The sequence below is a fragment of the Streptomyces sp. NPDC048111 genome (assembly GCF_043202815.1).
Lineage (GTDB): Bacteria > Actinomycetota > Actinomycetes > Streptomycetales > Streptomycetaceae > Streptomyces.
Genome location: NZ_JBIDBD010000002.1, coordinates 497,978 through 515,090, shown reverse-complemented (window position 1 = coordinate 515,090; position 17,113 = coordinate 497,978). Strand labels below are relative to the sequence as shown.

The 17,113-nt window shown below is 73.5% G+C and carries 16 protein-coding genes; 9 read left to right on the top strand and 7 right to left on the bottom strand.

Annotated features, from left to right (window positions below):
- Window positions 1-29 precede the first annotated feature (29 nt).
- The 4 genes from ACGF3I_RS07045 (at window position 30) to ACGF3I_RS07030 (ending at window position 6,053) form a co-directional block, all read left to right on the top strand.
- The gene (locus ACGF3I_RS07045) at window positions 30-1,643 is read left to right on the top strand and encodes a Na+/H+ antiporter (protein WP_393129566.1); all 1,614 of its coding nucleotides are present in this window, start codon (window positions 30-32) and stop codon (window positions 1,641-1,643) included.
- A gap of 217 nt (window positions 1,644-1,860) precedes the next feature.
- The gene (locus ACGF3I_RS07040) at window positions 1,861-3,378 is read left to right on the top strand and encodes a flavin-containing monooxygenase (RefSeq protein WP_393129565.1); all 1,518 of its coding nucleotides are present in this window, start codon (window positions 1,861-1,863) and stop codon (window positions 3,376-3,378) included.
- 36 nt (window positions 3,379-3,414) lie between these two features.
- Window positions 3,415-4,383, top strand: a complete 969-nt coding sequence (locus ACGF3I_RS07035) for a diiron oxygenase (RefSeq protein ID WP_393129564.1) — start codon at window positions 3,415-3,417, stop codon at window positions 4,381-4,383.
- 59 nt (window positions 4,384-4,442) lie between these two features.
- Window positions 4,443-6,053 (top strand): FAD-dependent oxidoreductase, encoded by a 1,611-nt coding sequence (locus tag ACGF3I_RS07030; protein ID WP_393129563.1) that lies wholly within the window; start codon window positions 4,443-4,445, stop codon window positions 6,051-6,053.
- Window positions 6,054-6,182: 129 nt separating this feature from the next.
- Here ACGF3I_RS07030 and ACGF3I_RS07025 read toward each other — a convergent pair whose 3' ends face one another.
- Window positions 6,183-6,872, bottom strand: coding sequence for a TetR/AcrR family transcriptional regulator (locus ACGF3I_RS07025; RefSeq protein ID WP_393129562.1), 690 nt, complete (start codon window positions 6,870-6,872; stop codon window positions 6,183-6,185).
- Window positions 6,873-6,957: 85 nt separating this feature from the next.
- On the opposite strand from ACGF3I_RS07025, the gene ACGF3I_RS07020 reads away from it, so the two are divergent.
- The gene (locus tag ACGF3I_RS07020) at window positions 6,958-7,572 is read left to right on the top strand and encodes a class I SAM-dependent methyltransferase (protein ID WP_393129561.1); all 615 of its coding nucleotides are present in this window, start codon (window positions 6,958-6,960) and stop codon (window positions 7,570-7,572) included.
- 120 nt (window positions 7,573-7,692) lie between these two features.
- A complete protein-coding gene (locus tag ACGF3I_RS07015; RefSeq protein ID WP_393129725.1) occupies window positions 7,693-8,403 on the top strand; it encodes an MgtC/SapB family protein in 711 nt (236 codons plus the stop codon).
- Between the two features lie 36 nt (window positions 8,404-8,439).
- Here ACGF3I_RS07015 and ACGF3I_RS07010 read toward each other — a convergent pair whose 3' ends face one another.
- Window positions 8,440-9,240, bottom strand: a complete 801-nt coding sequence (locus tag ACGF3I_RS07010) for a hypothetical protein (RefSeq protein ID WP_393129560.1) — start codon at window positions 9,238-9,240, stop codon at window positions 8,440-8,442.
- 297 nt (window positions 9,241-9,537) lie between these two features.
- Here ACGF3I_RS07010 and ACGF3I_RS07005 point away from each other — a divergent pair, with 297 nt between their 5' ends.
- Window positions 9,538-10,218: a chaplin gene (locus ACGF3I_RS07005; RefSeq protein ID WP_393129559.1), complete on the top strand. Its 681-nt coding sequence runs from the start codon at window positions 9,538-9,540 to the stop codon at window positions 10,216-10,218.
- Between the two features lie 73 nt (window positions 10,219-10,291).
- Here ACGF3I_RS07005 and ACGF3I_RS07000 read toward each other — a convergent pair whose 3' ends face one another.
- Window positions 10,292-10,804: a hypothetical protein gene (locus ACGF3I_RS07000; RefSeq protein ID WP_393129558.1), complete on the bottom strand. Its 513-nt coding sequence runs from the start codon at window positions 10,802-10,804 to the stop codon at window positions 10,292-10,294.
- A gap of 244 nt (window positions 10,805-11,048) precedes the next feature.
- Between ACGF3I_RS07000 and ACGF3I_RS06995 the strand changes: the two genes are divergently transcribed.
- Complete coding sequence (locus ACGF3I_RS06995) at window positions 11,049-11,912, top strand: ABC transporter substrate-binding protein (protein ID WP_393129557.1); 864 nt, start codon at window positions 11,049-11,051, stop codon at window positions 11,910-11,912.
- Between the two features lie 98 nt (window positions 11,913-12,010).
- Here the strand turns inward: ACGF3I_RS06995 and ACGF3I_RS06990 are convergent, their stop codons facing one another.
- From ACGF3I_RS06990 to ACGF3I_RS06980, 3 genes are read right to left on the bottom strand one after another with little or no spacing between them, the layout of a single operon-like run.
- On the bottom strand, window positions 12,011-12,991 hold the full coding sequence (locus tag ACGF3I_RS06990; RefSeq protein WP_393129556.1) for a TolB family protein: 981 nt from the start codon (window positions 12,989-12,991) through the stop codon (window positions 12,011-12,013).
- Entirely contained in the window at window positions 12,988-14,253 is a 1,266-nt protein-coding gene (locus ACGF3I_RS06985) for an MFS transporter (protein ID WP_393129555.1), read from the bottom strand. The genes ACGF3I_RS06990 and ACGF3I_RS06985 overlap by 4 nt, the downstream gene beginning before the upstream one ends.
- Window positions 14,253-15,599 carry a discoidin domain-containing protein gene (locus ACGF3I_RS06980; RefSeq protein WP_393129554.1) on the bottom strand — a complete coding sequence of 449 codons (1,347 nt, stop codon included), beginning with the start codon at window positions 15,597-15,599 and terminating at the stop codon, window positions 14,253-14,255. Before ACGF3I_RS06980 ends, ACGF3I_RS06985 begins: the two co-directional genes overlap by 1 nt.
- Window positions 15,600-15,965: 366 nt before the next feature.
- On the opposite strand from ACGF3I_RS06980, the gene ACGF3I_RS06975 reads away from it, so the two are divergent.
- Window positions 15,966-16,790 (top strand): SAM-dependent methyltransferase, encoded by an 825-nt coding sequence (locus tag ACGF3I_RS06975; protein WP_393129553.1) that lies wholly within the window; start codon window positions 15,966-15,968, stop codon window positions 16,788-16,790.
- A gap of 24 nt (window positions 16,791-16,814) precedes the next feature.
- On the opposite strand, the gene ACGF3I_RS06970 is transcribed toward ACGF3I_RS06975, so the two are convergent.
- Entirely contained in the window at window positions 16,815-17,066 is a 252-nt protein-coding gene (locus ACGF3I_RS06970; protein ID WP_393129552.1) for a hypothetical protein, read from the bottom strand.
- Between the last annotated feature and the right edge of the window lie 47 nt (window positions 17,067-17,113).

Here is a 17,113-nt window from a genome sequence, read left to right as displayed (position 1 = left end):
TACCACCACCGTGTCCGAGGGAGGAAGCCGTGCTCGGTCTGGAGCTCGTCGTGTTGTTGGGGGTCGCCGTGCTGGTCGGCTCCGCCCTCGGCGACCGGCTGCGCGTCGCGCCGCCCGTGGTGCTCATGGTCATGGGCGTCCTGATCGGCCTGGTCCCCGCGCTGAGCAAGGTGGAACTGCCCTCCGAAGTCGTGCTGTTGCTCTTCCTGCCGGCGCTGCTCGCGTGGGAGAGCCTCAATACGTCCCTGCGCGAGATCCGCCGCCACCTCACCGATGTGGCGCTGGCCGCCACCGTGCTGGTCATCGCCTCGGCCGCGGCCGTGGCCTGTGTCGCGCACGGGCTCGGGATCGGCTGGGGCCCGGCCTGGGTACTGGGCGCCGCCGTCGCGCCCACCGACGCGACCGCGGTCGGCGTCGTGGCCCGGCTCCTGCCGCGCCGGGACATCACCCTGCTGCGTGCCGAGAGCCTCCTCAACGACGGTACGGCGCTGGTCGTCTACGGCATCGCGGTCGGCGTGACCGTCGGCACGGAGCACATCACCGCCCCGCACGTCGGGTGGCTGTTCGTCCTCGGGTACGGCGGCGGGGCGCTGATCGGGAGCGTCACCGGCACGGTCGTGCAGTGGCTGCGGGCCAGGACGGTGACGGGGGACGCGCTGCGCGGCCAAGTGCTCCTGCTGCTGGCCCCGTTCACGGCGTATCTGCTCGCGGAGGACATCGACGCTTCGGGCGTCGTCGCCGTCGTGGTGTGCGGCCTCATGCTCAGCCGGAGCGGACCGCGCACCGTACGGGCGGAGGTGCGGGTCCAGGCGCAGAACTTCTGGACGGTCGCCACCTACCTCCTCAACGGTTCCCTGTTCGTCCTCATCGGCGTCGAACTCGACTACTCGGTACGCACGATGGGCGACGTCGAGATCCCGCGCGCCCTCGCCACCGGGTTCGCCGCGGCCGGCACGCTCGTGGCCGTCCGCTTCGCCTACTACTTCGGCGTCGCCGGCTTCTTCCGCGTCGTCCGACGGGGCACCGCCCGCGCCTCCGGGACGACGTACTCGCACCGGCGGCTGACCGTGAGCGCCCTGTCCGGGTTCCGCGGATCGATCTCACTGGCCGCCGTGCTCGGTGTCCCCGCCCGCCTCGAGGACGGTGCGGCCTTCCCGTCCCGTCAGCTCATCGTCTTCGTCACCGGCGTGGTGATCGTCGTGACGATGGCGCAGGCGCTGATCCTGCCCTGGGTGGTGCGCTGGGCGCGGATCCCGCACGACCGGGACGCGGCCCGGGAGGAGTGGCTCGCCGAATCGGCGGCGCTGGCCTCCGCGCTCGCGGCCCTGCCGCGCCTCGCGACCCGTCTGGAGACGGCGCCCAGCGTGCGCGAGGCGGTCCTGCGCTCCCACCGGCTGCGCGCGGACGCGGTGGCGCAGCGCTGCGCCGTGGTCCCGGACGATCCCGAGGAGCTCGCGGTCCATCCGGTGCGCCTCACCGACGACCACACCGCCCTCAGTCTGGCCCTCCTCGCCGAGCGCCGGGCCGTCGTCATCCGGCTGCGGGACGACGGCGACATCGACGACACGGTGCTGCGCCGCCTCCAGGGACGGCTGGACACCGAGGAACTCCACCTGCTCGAACACATCCCGGCGGCGGACTGAGGGACAGGAGTCGGCGTGCGCTCGGCGGCATAAACCCTTCGGGAGAGTGACCCACATCACGTTACCGCCGGTATCTGAAACGCCGTGTCGCAGGTAAATTGCCAGAAGGCGCACGGGAGTCACCACGAGCACGGGCAGGCGTCGGCGCCCCGAGCGGCAGCGGCCCCACGCCCCTGCCGCGCTCACGTGCCCACGAGCGAGAGCGAGGGTCTGCGCGATGGAGCAGCAGCACGTCGACGTCCTGGTCATCGGCGCCGGGATATCCGGTATCAGCGCCGCCCGCCACGTCCTGCGGGACAATCCCGGCGCCTCGGTCGTCGTGCTGGAGCGGCGGGCCCGCGTCGGCGGCACCTGGGACCTGTTCCGCTATCCCGGCATCCGCTCGGACTCCGACATGGCCACCTTCGGATTCGGCTTCCGCCCCTGGCGCCAGGCCCGCGTCCTCGCCGGCGGCGCGGACATCCGGCAGTACGTCGAGGACGCCGCCGCCGAGGCGGGGGTCCTCCAGCGCATCCGCTTCGGCCGCCGTGCGACCGGCGCCGACTTCTCGCACACCGACGGACGCTGGACGGTCGAGGTCGAGAACGAGGGCACCGGCGAGCGCGAGAGCTACAGCGCGGGCTACCTCGTCGGCGCGACCGGCTACTACGACTACGACGAGCCCTACCGCCCCGAATTCCCCGGCGAGGCGGACTACCGGGGCGAGGTCGTCCACCCCCAGCACTGGCCCGAGGACCTCGACCACACGGGCAGGCGCGTGGTCGTCATCGGCTCCGGCGCCACCGCCATCACCCTGCTCCCCGCGCTGGCCGACGGCGCCGCGGGCGTCACCATGCTCCAGCGCTCGCCCACGTACATCCTCGCGCTGCCCGAGATCGACCCGGTCACCGCCGTCCTGCAGAAGCTGCGCGCCCCCGCCCGGCTGGTCCACACCATCGCCCGCACCCGCAACATCGCGCTCCAGCGCGCGAGTTACGCCTTCTGCCGCGCCCACCCCCGGCTCGCCCGCAAGGTGCTGCTCGGCCTCGTGCGGGCCAGGGCCGGCAAGGGGGTCGACATGCGCCACTTCACCCCGCGCTACCAGCCCTGGGACCAGCGCCTGTGCGTGGTCCCCGGCGGCGACCTGTTCAAGGTGCTCAAGAGCGGCCGGGCGGACATCGTCACCGACCGCATCGAGACGTTCACCGCCGACGGCATCCGGCTGGAGTCCGGCAAGGAACTGAAGGCCGACATCGTCGTCACCGCCACCGGACTGAACGTCCGGCTCCTGGGCGGCATGGCGCTCAGCGTCGACGGCGACCCGGTGGACGTCACGAACCGGGTGCTCTACAAGGCCGTCCTGCTCGAAGGCGTGCCCAACATGTCCCTCGTCATCGGCTACACCAACGCCTCGTGGACCCTGAAGGCCGACCTGGCGGCCGGCTACACCGCCCGCCTGCTGGCACACATGCGGCGTCACGGGCACGACATCGCCACCCCGGTGGCCGGCGACGGCGACCGCTCGGAGTTCTCGGTCATGGGCGAGGCGCTGACCTCCGGCTACATCGCGCGGGCCGACCGGGCCATGCCGCGCCAGGGCACCCGCGACCCGTGGCGGCTGTGGAACAACTACTACCGGGACCGCGCCCTGTTGCAGGACGCCCCCATCGAGGACGCACCGCTGCGCTTCGCCACCGCCGGCCCGTCCGGCGCGGACACCGCGGCCGGCGCCGAGGAATCCACCCGCGCCGCCTGACCGCAGGGGCGGCCCACCAGACAAGCGAGGACGACGATGACCGCGCACCTGACCAGGAAGGCCTACGACGAGCGCCTGCGGACCCTGTCCGAGGGCTCCGTCAACGTCCACTTCAACGCCTTCACCGACATAGCGTGGGACGACCCGGAGTTCGCCGTCGACCCGCACGACCCGCGCTGGGTCCTCACCTCGGCGGACGCCCTCGGCGCCCACCCGTGGTACCAGGAGCAGCCGCTGGAGACGCGGATCCGGATCGGGATCTGGCGCTGGGCGGTGATCGCCAAGGTGGGCATGCAGTTCGAGAACCTGCTCATGCGCGGGGCGCTCGACTACGTCTACCAACTCGACAACCGGGACCAGGAGTTCAGGTACCTCACACACGAGGTCACCGAGGAGACCCACCACACCCAGATGTTCCAGGAACTGGTCAACCGCACCGGCGTGGACACCGCCGGGGGCAAGCGCTGGTTCCGCCAACTCAGCCGCGTACTGCCGCTGTTCGGGTCCCTGTACCCCGAGGCGTTCTTCACCGGCATCCTGGCCGGCGAGGAGCCCATCGACCATCTGCAGAAGTCGGCCCTGCGCAGCGGGGAGCCGGTGCACCCCCTGCCGCAGCGGATCATGCAGATCCACATCGCGGAGGAGGCCCGCCACATCTCCTTCGCGCACGAGTTCCTGCGTCTGCGCGTCCCGCGCTTCGGCCGGGCCCGCCGCGGCGCCCTGTCGCTGCTCTTCCCGCTGATCATGCGCAGCCTGTGCGACGTCATCATGATCCCGGACCGGAAGTCCGCCGAAGCGGTCGGCATCCCGGCGTGGGTGGTCAAGGACGTCTTCTGGAAGTCCGAGGCCGGCCGCGCGATGCTGCACGACCTGTTCTCCGACGTGCGGATGCTCGCCGAGGACATCGGCCTGATGAACAAGGCCTCCCGCCCGCTGTGGCGGGCCCTGCGCATCGACGGCCGCCCCGCGCGCTTCCGCGGCGAACCGGTTCCGCTCACCGACTGACCATCCGTACCGCCCCGACGCCCCGCCCACCCCCACCGCCCGAACGGAGACCAGCCGCCGTGCCGTACGTCGTCACCCGGTCCTGCTGCGCCGACGCCTCCTGCGTGCTGGCCTGTCCGGTCAACTGCATCCACCCCGCGCCGGGCGAGCCCGGCTTCGCCACCACGGCGATGCTGTACGTCGATCCGCGTACCTGCGTGGACTGCGGTGCCTGCACGACGGCCTGTCCGGTGGACGCGCTCAAGCCCCATACGGCGCTGGCCGCCGCGGAGTTGCCGTTCCTGGAGCTCAACGCCGCCTATTACCAGGCCAATCCGCACGCCGACCGTGCTCCGATGCACGTGGTCCCGAAGCAACGGCGGCTCCCGCAGGGCGAGTTGTCCGTCGCGGTCGTCGGCTCCGGGCCGGCCGGACTCTTCGCCGCCGACGAGCTGCTGCGGCATCCGGGCGTGCGGGTCACCGTCTACGACCGGCTGCCGACCCCGTACGGCCTCGTACGGGCCGGTGTGGCGCCGGACCACCAGGACACCAAGCGGGTCACCGACCTGTTCCGGGCCATCGAGTCGCAGCCCGCCTTCAGCTACCGCCTCGGAGTCGAGGTCGGCACCGATGTCACCCACGCCGACCTGCTGCGCGAACACCACGCGGTGGTCTACGCGGTGGGCGCGGCGACCGACCGGCGCCTCGGCATCGAGGGTGAGGACCTGCCCGGCAGCGTCTGCGCGACCGAGTTCGTCGCCTGGTACAACGGCCACCCCGACCGCGCGCACGACGACCACGACCTCGGCCACGAGCGCGCGGTCGTCATCGGCAACGGCAACGTGGCCCTCGACATCGCCCGTGTCCTCACCGCCGACCCCACGGCCCTGGCCCGCACCGACATCTCCGACCGCGCGCTCACCGCGCTGCGCGCCGGCCGGCTCCGTGAGGTCGTCCTCCTCGGCCGGCGCGGCCCGGCACAGGCCGCGTTCACCGTGCCCGAACTGCTCGCGCTCGGCGCCCTCACGGACGTGGACGTACGCGTCGAGGGCTGGCCCGACGGCCTGGCGCCCGATGCCACCGAGAAGACGCGGCTGCTGTCGCGACTGGCGGCCCGCCCGCCGGTCGAGGGCCGGCGCCGCATCGTGCTGCGCTTCCTCACCGCTCCGGTGCGGATCGTGGGCGACGGCTCGGTGCGCGCCGTCGAGGTCACCGGCACCACCCTGCACACCGACGACGACGGCACCGTCCGCGCCCGGCCCACCGGCGAGGTGGAGACCCTGGAGACCGGCCTCGTGCTGCGCTCCGTGGGCTACCGGGCCCGGCCCGTCCCCGGTCTGCCCTTCGACGAGGACACCGCGACGGTCCCGCACGAGGCCGGGCGGGTCGAGCCGGGCGTCTACGTCGCGGGCTGGATCAAGCGGGGGCCGACCGGCTTCATCGGAACGAACAAGACCTGCGCCCAGGAGACGGTCGCATCCCTCCTGGACGACTTCGCCGCCGGCCGCCTCGACCGGCCGGTGTCCGGCGCGGCCACGGCGGGCGCCGCCCTGGACCTGGCGGCGTGGCGGGCGATCGACGGCGTGGAGCGAGCCGCGGGCGAGGCCCAGGGACGACCCCGCGTCAAGCTCACGGACACCGTTGCACTGCACCGCGCCGCCACGCGCACCGTCCCGGCGGTACGCGGCTGACGGGGCCGGGGCTGACGGGGCCGGGGGCGCCGGCACGCGTCGCGGCCCCGGCGGCGGGGACTCGACGACGGCAGCCCCCGGGTCTCGCGGACAACATCGGACCTCGCGGCTGCCGGCGGGGGAGCGCGGTCAGCGCCGTTCCAGGTCCGACACGCGCTGCTGCGGCGACAGTTCGACACCCAGGTCCCGCAGCGTCGCGTCGAGGATCGCCCAGACCGAGCGGCACAGCATCGCGCGCAGCTCCTCCTCGGACTGCTCGCGGCGTTCGTCGTGCGCCCACTGGTTGACCGCCGTGTCCACGAAACCCACGATGCCGACCGCGACCGACCGGATCGGAGCCTGCGGCACCCCGAGCGCCTTGAGCACGTCCCCGAACCGCTCGCTCAGCATCAGGGCGATGGCCGTCTTGGTGTCCGCCACCAGCGAGCCGTCACCCATCGCATGCTCCGCCACGCCCATGTAGGCGTACAGGCGCGGGTGTTGGGCCACCCAGTCCAGATGCGCGCCCACCACCCGGTGCACGGCGTCCTCGACGGTCCCCTCGAAGGTGAGGGTGGGCTCCATCCGCCGCAGGAACGACTCCACCACCCGCCGGCGGATCAACTCGTCCAGCGCGGCGCGGTCCTTGAAGTGCCGGTAGAGCACCGAGCGCGGCAGGCCCACCCGCTCGGCCAGCCGCTGCACGCGAAAGCGCGTGCCCTCCTCCTCGATGAGCGCGACGGCCGCGTCCACCAAGTCGACCTGGCGCTGCGCCTTGTGCTTGTCCCACCGGGTGGAGCGTCCGTCGGTCTGCGGCTCTCCGCCGGTTGTGTCCGCCACCCCGTCAGGATATCGGACCGGCTCGGCGCGCCCCCGATTCCGGGCGCCGGCCGGACGGTCCCGGCGGCGCTCTACAGTCGGCCCCATGAGTCGTTGGCAGGAACTGACCGGAGGAACCTCCGGGGACGAGTACGCGGCGCGCTTCGAGGCGCTGGCGCGCGGTGGCAAGGACGTGCACGGCGAGGCGGCGCTCTGCGCGTCCCTCGTACCGCCGGGATCCCGGGTGCTGGACGCCGGGTGCGGCACCGGGCGGGTCATGATCCGCCTCGCCGAGCTCGGCTACGACTGTGTCGGCGTCGACCTGGACGCCTCGATGCTGGACGTGGCGCGGGAGCGGGCGCCGGGGCTGCCCTGGTACCGGGTGGATCTGGCCGCGTTCGATCCGGCCGCCCTCGGTGTCGCCGCGGACTTCGACCTCGTCGTCGCCGCCGGGAACGTCCTGCCGCTGGTCACGCCGGGCACCGAGGGCGACGTGGTCGCGCGCCTCGCGGGGGCGCTGCGCCCGGGCGGCCTGCTGGTGGCGGGCTTCGGGCTCGACACGGCCCATCTGCCCGTGCCGCCCGTCCTCACCCTGGGCGAGTACGAAGCCCACTGCGCCGCCGCCGGCCTCAGCTCCGTCGCTCGGTTCGCCACCTGGGACGCGGCTCCCTACGACGACGGCGGATACGTGGTCGGCGTGCACCGCCGCGACCGCCCCTGACGACGGCGTTCCCGGGCGTCCCCGTGCGGGCGGGCCGCCATGGATTGTGGCTGTATGGGTAGGGAGACCCTGTTCGTGCGCGGGGCGCGGCCGAGTGGGAAGGGGCACGTGATGGTGCAGGTGGCGGCCGGGGTGCTGGAGCCGAGCGGGCAGGGCTGGGTGCAGGCCGGCGAGTTCGGCCTCGCGTTCCTGCTCTCCGCGGCGATCGGCCTGGAGCGGGAGATCCGCCAGAAGGCCGCCGGGCTGCGCACCTACACCACGGTGGGCGTCGGCTCGGCCCTGTTCACCCTGGTCAGCAAGTACGGGTTCGGCGATGTGCTGCACGCCGGCACGATCGAGCTCGACCCGTCCCGGGTCGCCGCGCAGATCGTGTCGGGCGTCGGGTTCATCGGCGGCGGCGTCATCTTCGTGCACCGGGGTTCGGTACAGGGGCTCACCACGGCGGCGACGATCTGGCTGACCGCGGCCGTCGGCGCCGCTGCCGCCGCCGGGCTGCCACTGCTCTCGATACTGGCGACCGCCGCCTACTTCGTGGCCGCCTACCTGGTGCGGCCCCTGGTGCACCGGCTGCCCGCGATGCGCACGGCCGCGCCGACCTTCCGCATCACCTACGAGCAGCGGCCCGGCCTGCTGCGGGAACTCATGGAGCAGTGCGAGCGTGCCGGGTTCACGGTGGCGGGGCTCCAGATGCAACGGCCGGGCGGGGGCGGTGACCCCGCCGAGGTCGTCGTCTCGGCGGTCGGCCGCGCCGATCCGGCCGTGCTCACCGCCCGGTTCGCCGACGTCGCCGGGGTGATCGCCTGCACGCGGGACGGCAACGAGGACGAGTGAGCCGGACCGGGCGCGCCCCGGCCCCGCCACCCGTGCTCAGGCCCCCGACGCTCCGTCGCGCAGCGCCGGGTTCCTGCGGGTGGCCAGCAGGCCGAGGAGCACCGCGACCGTGATGGCGACCAGGTGCTCGCGGCCCGCCAGGTTCGGCTTGTGCAGGGATCTGAGCACGGTCGGGGTGACCGCGAACAGGAACAGGACCGGCGCCCGCTTCACGGTGGCGACGTGGGCGAACAGGCCGACCACGGCGGCGGACGCCCCGGTGTCGATGACATGCGCGGCCTCCGGGGGCAGCCCCCACCAGCGGGGCCCGAGCGCGATCATGACGCGCGCGCTGAGCGTGCCCGCGAACGACACCGCGTACGCGACGAGCACGGTGCGGGCGGGCCCCAGGACCAGCTGCGCCAGCGCGATCCCGAGGAAGAGCACGGGGATGCCCGGCAGCGCCGCCATGTCACGGGCCGGCACGAACAGCGACAGGGGCGTGCGCAGCAGTACGAGCGGGAGCGGGATGTCGCCCCGGACGTGCGAGACGAGCCGGACCAGCGTCGCCCCCGAGCGGGTCTGGTCCACGGCGTGCAGCGAGAGCACCGCCACCGCGGTGAAGATCGCGAGCGCCACTCCGGACAGGCCGCGCCGTACGAGCGCGCGCACCGGCTCGGCGACGACGACCCGGAATTCGCGGCACAGGTTCCGCCCGAGGAAACGTACGAATCGGCTGAGCCAGTGTTCGGTCCTGGCTCGCGGACCGGCGGCCTGGAGGGCGATCGGAGGCAGCGGCTCCGCAAGCGCCGGCTCCGGTCCGCCCGGCCGCTCGCAGGCCTGTGTGTCGCCGCGCACCCTCAACCCCCGCACCTGCCCCGGCCAGGGACTCCCCGCCGGCCTGCGAGCGATCTTGCCATGGGGCGCGCTCGGTGCGGGGGCCGCCCCCCGGTCGCGCGGGACGGCTGCGCGGCGCCGTGTACCGGGCGCCGAAACCGGCTCATAGCACTGCAAGCAGGACCAGTGCGACGCGCTTCGATAATCAGGCCACTCGATGGAGTGAAAGGCGTATGAGGCATAACCCATCCGGCCTCTTCGCCGTTGATGGCGGTGCGGGCGAGCGGTCCGTGACGAACTCCGGAAGGCAGGAAACCAATGAGACGGGTCGCCATGAAGGGCCTGGTCACGGCGGTGGCCACGGGCGGTGTGCTGGCCGCGACCGGCTACGCCCACGCGGACTCCACCGCCGGAGGCAGTGCCGAACACTCGCCGGGAGCGCTGGCCGGCAACGCCGTACAGCTCCCGGTCGACCTCCCCGTGAACGTGTGCGGGAACACCGTGGACGTCCTCGGACTGCTCAACCCCAGCGCCGGCAACACCTGCGCCAACGTCTCGCGCGCCTCCCACGGGCACGGCGTCAGGGCAGGCGCCCCGCACGCGGGCAACGGCGGCGGCGCGTCGGCGTCCGGGAGCGAGAAGAACTCACCCGGTGTCCTCGCGGGCAACGGACTCCAGCTCCCGGTCGACCTCCCCGTCAACATTTCCGGGAACTCGGTGGGCGTGGTCGGCGTCCTGAACCCGTCGATCGGGAACACCGCGGTGAACCAGTCCGAGCCGCCGGTCCGCCACCACCCCGCTCCGCCGCCGGCCCCCGCGCCGCCCGCCCCGCACACCGCGGTCCCGGCCGCCGCGGCGCCCCCGGCGCTCCCCGTGGCGCAGGGGCCCACGCTGGCCCACACCGGAGCGGACGGCATCGGCCTCGCGATCCCCGCATCGGCCGCGCTGCTCCTGGGCGGCGGGGTCCTCTACCGCAGGTTCCGCGGCGCCACGCGGTAACGCCCGCTCCCTGACCGTGGCCCCGGCATCCGTGCCGGGGCCACCGTCGTGCCGGGTGGCCGCGGGTCCGTATTCAGTGCGCCGCCGGGCACCGCACCGCGATGTCCGGCGACCCGTAGGTGTCGCTCGTGGAGAACAGGCCGCTGCCGTACTCGTAGTAGAGGTACGAGGAGAAGCCCAGCGTCCGCCCGCACGCCGACTCGGGAGCGATGCGGTAGGTGAGCGTCACGGTGCGGCTCTCGCCCGGGGCGAGCGGCAGGGCGTAGTCCAGGCCGAGCCGGGTGGCGTCCGCGCAGGGGGAGCCGTCCGCCGAGCAGCTCACCTGCGCGTACCGGAGGTCGGTTTGGCGTTCGGTGTCCCAGGTCGGCCGGATCGACTGGTAGATGAACCTGATCTCGGTCGCCTGGGTGTTGGTGAGCGTCATCGTCAGATCGAAGACGGCGCCGGGGTTGACCGCGGCCCCGTCGGTGCTGAACGTCAGGTCGGCGGTGTCGGCGTTCGCGGGGGTGCCCACGCCGAGGAGCACGGCCGCGGTGCATGACAGGACCGCGGCGAGGCCGAGACCCGCGAGGCGTGTCGTGTTCATGGCCCCGCAGACTACGAGCTGTCCGGCCTCCCGTCGCCCCGTCGTCATGGCGTACGGCTCGAAACGGTCGGTGCCCGTAGCCTCCCTTGCTGCCCCCCAACGACGTTGCGTCACAAGCAGGTTGGGGCCGCGCGCCGTAAGGGAGGCGGGAACTGGCGTGCCGATCGCGTGCGTTGGGCAGGCAAGCGGGGGACACGGCTTCGCACGAGCCGGCAACGCGACCGCATTGGGGGCGGATGACGTCATGGAGAAGACTGCCTGGCGATTCTCGGACGACCGCGGACAGGTCTCGACGGCGCCCGCGCCGCCGGTCCGCGTCGTGGCCTACGTCCAGGCCGGAGCCACCCTGGAGGACCTCGGCGTCCGGCCCACGGCGGTGTTCGGCTCCTTCCACGACGGCCCCGATCCGGACCCGGCCAAGACCGGCGCGCTGCCCCCGCACGAGGTCGGCTACCTCGGCGCGGGCGGCGGCCTCGACGTGGCGGCGCTGCTCGCCCCCGAGCCGGACCTGGTGGTCGCCGTCAGCTACGGCGGCGGCCAGGTCTACGGTCTCGACCCCGAGACGGCGAAGCATCTGGAGGAGCGCGTCCCGGTGGTCGTCCTCGACGTGGGCACGGACCGCACGCCCGCGCGCATACGGGCCCGATTCGCCGACCTGGCCACGGCGTTGGGCGCGCCACGCGAGGACGCGTCGGCCCTCACCGCCGCGCAGGAGCGCCTGCGCGCCGCCACCGCGCGCACCCCGGCTCCGCGGGTCCTGGCGCTCTCGCCGGCCGGTCCCGACCAGGTCCATCTGGCCCGGCCGACGGCCTGGCCCGAGCTGCGCGAGCTCGTGGAGTTCGGCGTGAACCTGGTGGCACCGGGGGAGGGGCCGGGCGCCAACTGGCTGACCGCGCCCTGGGACGCGGCGGTGGAACTGCGGCCCGACATCGTCCTCGCGGACGTCCGGTGCAACGCTGCCCCGCTCGCCGCGCTGCGCACCGATCCCTCGTGGCGCGCTCTGGAGGAACGCGCCCGCATCCTCGCCTGGAACCCCGAATCCCCGTGCAGCGCGCGGGCGCACGCCGCGTTCTTCGACACCGTCGCCCGCGCTCTGGAGGGGGCGTGAGGGCGCGGCGGGCGGGGCCCGCCCAGGTGCCGGGGGACCCGCCCGGAGCGCCGGCGCCCGCCGCGCCCCCGGCACCGGGACGCACCTCGGGCGCCGGCTCAGCGCACCGCGGCCGGTGACGAGGCGCCCTCCACGAGCAGCCGGGGAGCGCCCGTGCCGTCGGCCGGCGCGGCCCACACGTCACTGGCCCGGCCCGCCCGGCCGGGCAGCGCGTAGGCCACCGTCCGGTCGTCGAGCCAGGCGGCCTGGTCGTCGACGCTGTGCGACTCGGCCAGCGGGCGCTCCGCCATCGTCGCGAGGTCCAGGACGTACAGCCGCCAGGGCGCGGCCGGGTCGTTCGACACCTTCTTCTTGAAGACGATCCGGGTGTTGTCGGGCGACAGGGAGGGGCATTCGGCGTTCTCGCGCAGGGACTTGGCCGACCAGGCGGCCATGTCGCCCTCCACGAGATAAGTGCGGCCCCTGGTCGAGACGGTCGCGTAGAAGCGGTTGTCGTCGCGTGCGAACGTCACGCCCCAGTAGTTGACGTCGGGGGCGTGGTAGCGGGCGCCGTTCAAGGTCAGCGGGATCTCCTCCATCGACTTGATGAGGTAGCCGGAGCGCAGGTCCAGGATCGAGGTACGGGTGGAGAAGCCGCTCGCCGCGTACGAGTCGCCGACCGCGAACGCCGTCCAGGAGAGCATCCGGCCGGACGCGGACACCCGGGCCCGGTTGGGGATGCCGGGCACGGCGATCCTGCGCACCTCGCGCAGCCGCCGGTCGAGCACCACGGCGTACGCGCGCGGCGGCACCCCGGGCTCGCGGCGCAGGCACACCGCGGTGTCCCCGGCCGCGTAGAACCGCTCGCACGCGGGTCCGCCGCCGCGCCGGGCGGCGTTCGGGGTGCCGAGCGGCTGGTGGGCGATGCGTCCGGTGGCCGTGTCCCGGAAGTACAGGCCGGGGCCCTCCAGGGTGAACGAGCCGTCCGCGGCGGCCCGTTGGGCGCCGCGGTGGGTGGAGTGCAGCACATAGCCGAGCGAGCCGGCGGCGAGCAGCAGGACGGCCGTGACGAGCACGGCGAGCTTCGCGCGGGGCCTCATGCGGTGGACCTTTCCGGTGCGGGGGCGGGCGTGCGCGGCAGCAGCGCCCAGCCGCCGGCGAGGGAGACGGCCAGTGCGCCGAGCGCGGCCCACAGCGCGGGTCCTTGACCCCACACGGTCCAGGCGGCGCCGAACCCGGCGGTGCCCAGGAGCCGGGTCAGCGCCTGGGCGGTCTGGAGCAGGGCGAGGCCGCCGGCCCGCCCGCCCTCCGGCAGGGCCGGCGAGGCCAGCGCCATCAGGACCCCGTCGGTCGCCGCGTAGAAGACGCCGAGCAGCGCGAGCACGGGCAGCACGAGCAGGAGGGCCGGGCCGCCGGCCGGAATGAGCAGCAGCGCGTACACGCCGAGCAGCGCGACATGGCCGTACAGGAACGGCAGCCGCCGCCCCACGCGGTCCGCGACGCGGCCGGCCGGGACGGCGAGCAGCAGATAGGAGGCGGCCGAGCCGAGCGGAAGCAGCGGGAACCAGCCGACCGGGATGTCGAGCCCGCGCTGCAGGAGCAGATAGACGAAGGAGTCCCCGACGGTGGCGGCCCCCAGCAGGGCTGCCGCGTACAGGATCCGCCGGAAGGCCGCGCCGCGCAGGGCGGCGAGGGGGTTGCGGCGTCGGGGAGTTGGGGCTGCGGGGGAATCGGTGCGGCCGGGGACGTACAGGACGAGCAGCAGGACGCCGAGCAGTCCGGTGCAGAAGCTGACGACGAACACCGCGTCGTAGGCGTCCGCGGTCGCCCACAGCAGACCGAACGCGGCGAGCGGGCCGAGCAGTGCGCCCGTGGTGTCCATGGCGCGGTGCACGCCGAAGGCCCGGCCCAGCAGGTGCGGGGGACTGCTCAGCGTGATCAGGGCGTCCCGTGGCGCGGTGCGGATGCCCTTGCCGACGCGGTCCACGGCGAGGGCCGCCGCGATCTGGCCGGCCGCGCCGCCCGCGAGGAGCAGCCCGAGCCGGGAGGCGGCGGACAGGGCGTAGCCGAGGCCGGCGACGCGTTTGTGCCGCCCGCCGCGGTCGGCGGCGTGCCCGCCCAGCAATCGCACGACGGCGGAGGCCGCGTTGAACAGGCCGTCCAGGAAGCCGAATTGGAGGGGGGACAGGCCGAGGCCCACCACGAGGTAGAGCGGCAGGACCGCCGTCACCATCTCCGAGGAGACGTCGGTGACGAGGCTGACCGTGCCGAGCGCGAGGACGGTGGCGGGGACGCGCCGCCCGGGCCCGCCGGTGGCGGACGGGGGCGGCGCGTCCCGGCGACCGGTGGTCGCCAGGTACATCAGTGGCAGGTGTAGTTCGGTGCGGAGTCCTTGATCTGGCCGTCCGTGCCGACGTAACTCCAGGTGTAGCCGGAGTCGTTGAAGTCGAGCTTCAGGACGCCGTACTGTCCGCTGATCCGCTTCTGGCTGTTGGGCTGGACCTGCTCGATCGGGTAGGGCTCGGCGCCGCCCATGCCGCCGACGATCTCGACGATCCCCTTGGCGGTCGCCTTTCCGTCCGGGTCCTGCGGGGCGAAGCGCTCGTAGTGGTGGTCGTGGCCGTTGAGGACGACGTCGGCGCCCGCACCGTAGAGCAGCTTCCAGACGGGCTTGCTGACCGGGTCGTTGCCGTGGCCGCCCGAGGAGTACAGCGGGTGGTGCCAGTAGGCGGCGATGCAGCCCTTGCTGTTGCGGGCGAGGTCCGACTTGAGCCAGTCGATCTGCGCCGACTGGTCGAAGGTGTTGGAGTCCAGGGCGATGAAGTGCCAGTTGCCCTCGTCGTAGCTGTAGTAGCTCTTGCCCTGCGGGTAGGCGATCGCGCCGAAGTACTGCTTGTAGCCGGAGAGGCTGCCCGCCGGGTCGTACGTCTCGTGGTTGCCGGGCACCGGGTGGGTCTTCGCCTTGAAGACGCCCCACGTCTTGTCGTAGTAGGCGCGGTAGTCGGCTATGCGGGCGTCGTCGTACTGGTTGTCGCCCATCGTCACGTAGAACCGCGGGTCGATCTTCTGCGCGAGCGCGGCGGTCTTGGGGTGGGCGCAGGAACTGTCGGACGCGGTGCACTGCGCGGCGATGTCGCCGGCGGCGACGACGGTGAAGGCGCCGGTCGGGGGCGTGCCGCCACCGAGGGATCCATAGACCGACAGGTCGTACAGGGAGTAGCCGTAGGAGGTGCCGCGGGCCGTGGCGTACACGCGGACGTAACGGCCCTTGCCGGACAGGCCCGTCCAGTCGTCGGTGCCGCCGTTGCCGGCGCTCTCGGCCGCGAGGCGCGTCCAGGTCGCGCCGTCGGCCGACGACTCGACCCGGTAGGCCTTGGCGTACGCGGCCTCCCAGCTGAGGGCCACGCGGGTGATGTCGGCCGTGGCACCGAGGTCGACCTGGATCCACTGGGGGTCCTTGCCCTCGGCGCTGGCCCAGCGGGTGGTGGCGGAGGCGTCGACGGCGTTCTTCGGGCCGAGCGAGGAGGTTTCGGAGGACGAGGCGGTGGCCGGCCGGTCGCGGGAGATGAGCGGGTCGGCGGCGGCTCCGGCCCGGTCGGGCCAGATGAGCAGCAGCCCCGCGACGAGGACGAGGACGGCGGCCATCGCGGCGCCCACGGCGGGACGGCGCGGTGCGGAGAAGGGTGGAGCGGAGGCGTTCAGGCGCATACCTGGACTCCCTGCCTTGGGGGGTGGCGAGAGCTGGACACCGGAGCGCGAGGCGCCGCACCCGCCCTCGTCACGGGCAGGGAGCACCGTCGCGACGGCCGGGTCAGAGCTCTCGCTGAGCGCGTCATGCCCACGGGGAGGACCGGGCACCGCGCCGAGCCGCCGCCGGGAGCGTAGCGGATAGGAAGGTTTCCTACCAGTCCTTCAACCGGCTTGAAAATGGGGGGATATGGGGGCTCGCGCGGCCGTCCGGCGCGGACGGCGCGAGATACGGCGTGCGCCGCGCCACGAACTCTGTGACAGTTCGCAACACCAGTCTTTAGATTGGCCGTTGACGCAGCGCCCGCATCACCAGGAGACGTACCCGTGACCGAGAATCCCGCCCCCTCGTCGACGCCCGACCACGTGCGCGAGCGCATCAACACCGCGCAGCCGCACACCGCCCGGATCTGGAACTACTGGCTCGGCGGCAAGGACAACTACCCCGTCGACCGCGAAGTGGGCGACCAGATCCGCGCGCTGCACCCGGGCATCGGCGACTACGCCCTGGCCGACCGGCTGTTCCTCGGCAGAGCCGTGCGCCACCTCGTGGCCGACCGCGGGGTGCGCCAGTTCCTCGACGTCGGCACCGGCCTGCCCACCGCGGACAACACCCACGAGGTCGCCCAGCGCATCGCGCCCGAGGCCCGGATCGTCTACGTGGACAACGACCCGCTGGTCCTCGCGCACGCGCGCGCCCTGCTGACCAGCACCCCCGAGGGCCGCACCGACTACCTCGACGCCGATCTGCGCGACACCGCCGGAATCCTGGAGCACGCGTCGAAGACCCTCGACCTGAGCGAGCCGGTCGCCCTCATGCTGCTCGGCGTCGTCATCTTCATCCCCGACGAGGCCGAGGCCCGCGCCCTGGTGCGCGACCTGATGAAGGAACTCGCCCCCGGCAGCTTCCTGGTGCTGTCGCACACCATCACCAGCCCGGCCATGCCCGACGTGGACGACGCGGTGGCGTTCTGGAACGAACACGGCACGCCGAAGCTGACCCAGCGCACCCCCGAGCGGGTGGCCACCTTCTTCGACGGGCTCGATCTGCTGGAGCCCGGCGTCGTCTCGTGCTCGCGCTGGCGCCCCGAGGCGGGCGACACGCTGCCGGACGAGGTCGCCATGTACGGCGGCGTCGGCCAAAAGCGCTGACCCGGGGCGCGCGACGCCCCGCGGTCACCCGCGGGGCCGTCCCGGCGCACCTCCCGTGTGCAGGCTGCCGACGAGCGCGAACAGGACGGCCTCGTTCCCCGCGAGACCGGCCCGCGCCAGGGCGTCGTCCGCCTCGGCGATGACGCCTTCGAGCGAGACCGGGGCGCCGGACGCGCCGGCCGGAGCGTCGAGGGCGGCGCGCACCGTACTCAGCAGGCGCAGATACGCCTGGGCGGCGGAGCGTTCATGGGACGTCATCACGGCGGTGGCGGTCATCGGCAGCCTTCCCTCGGAGTACGGGCTCGCTTCCCACGATGCCGTAC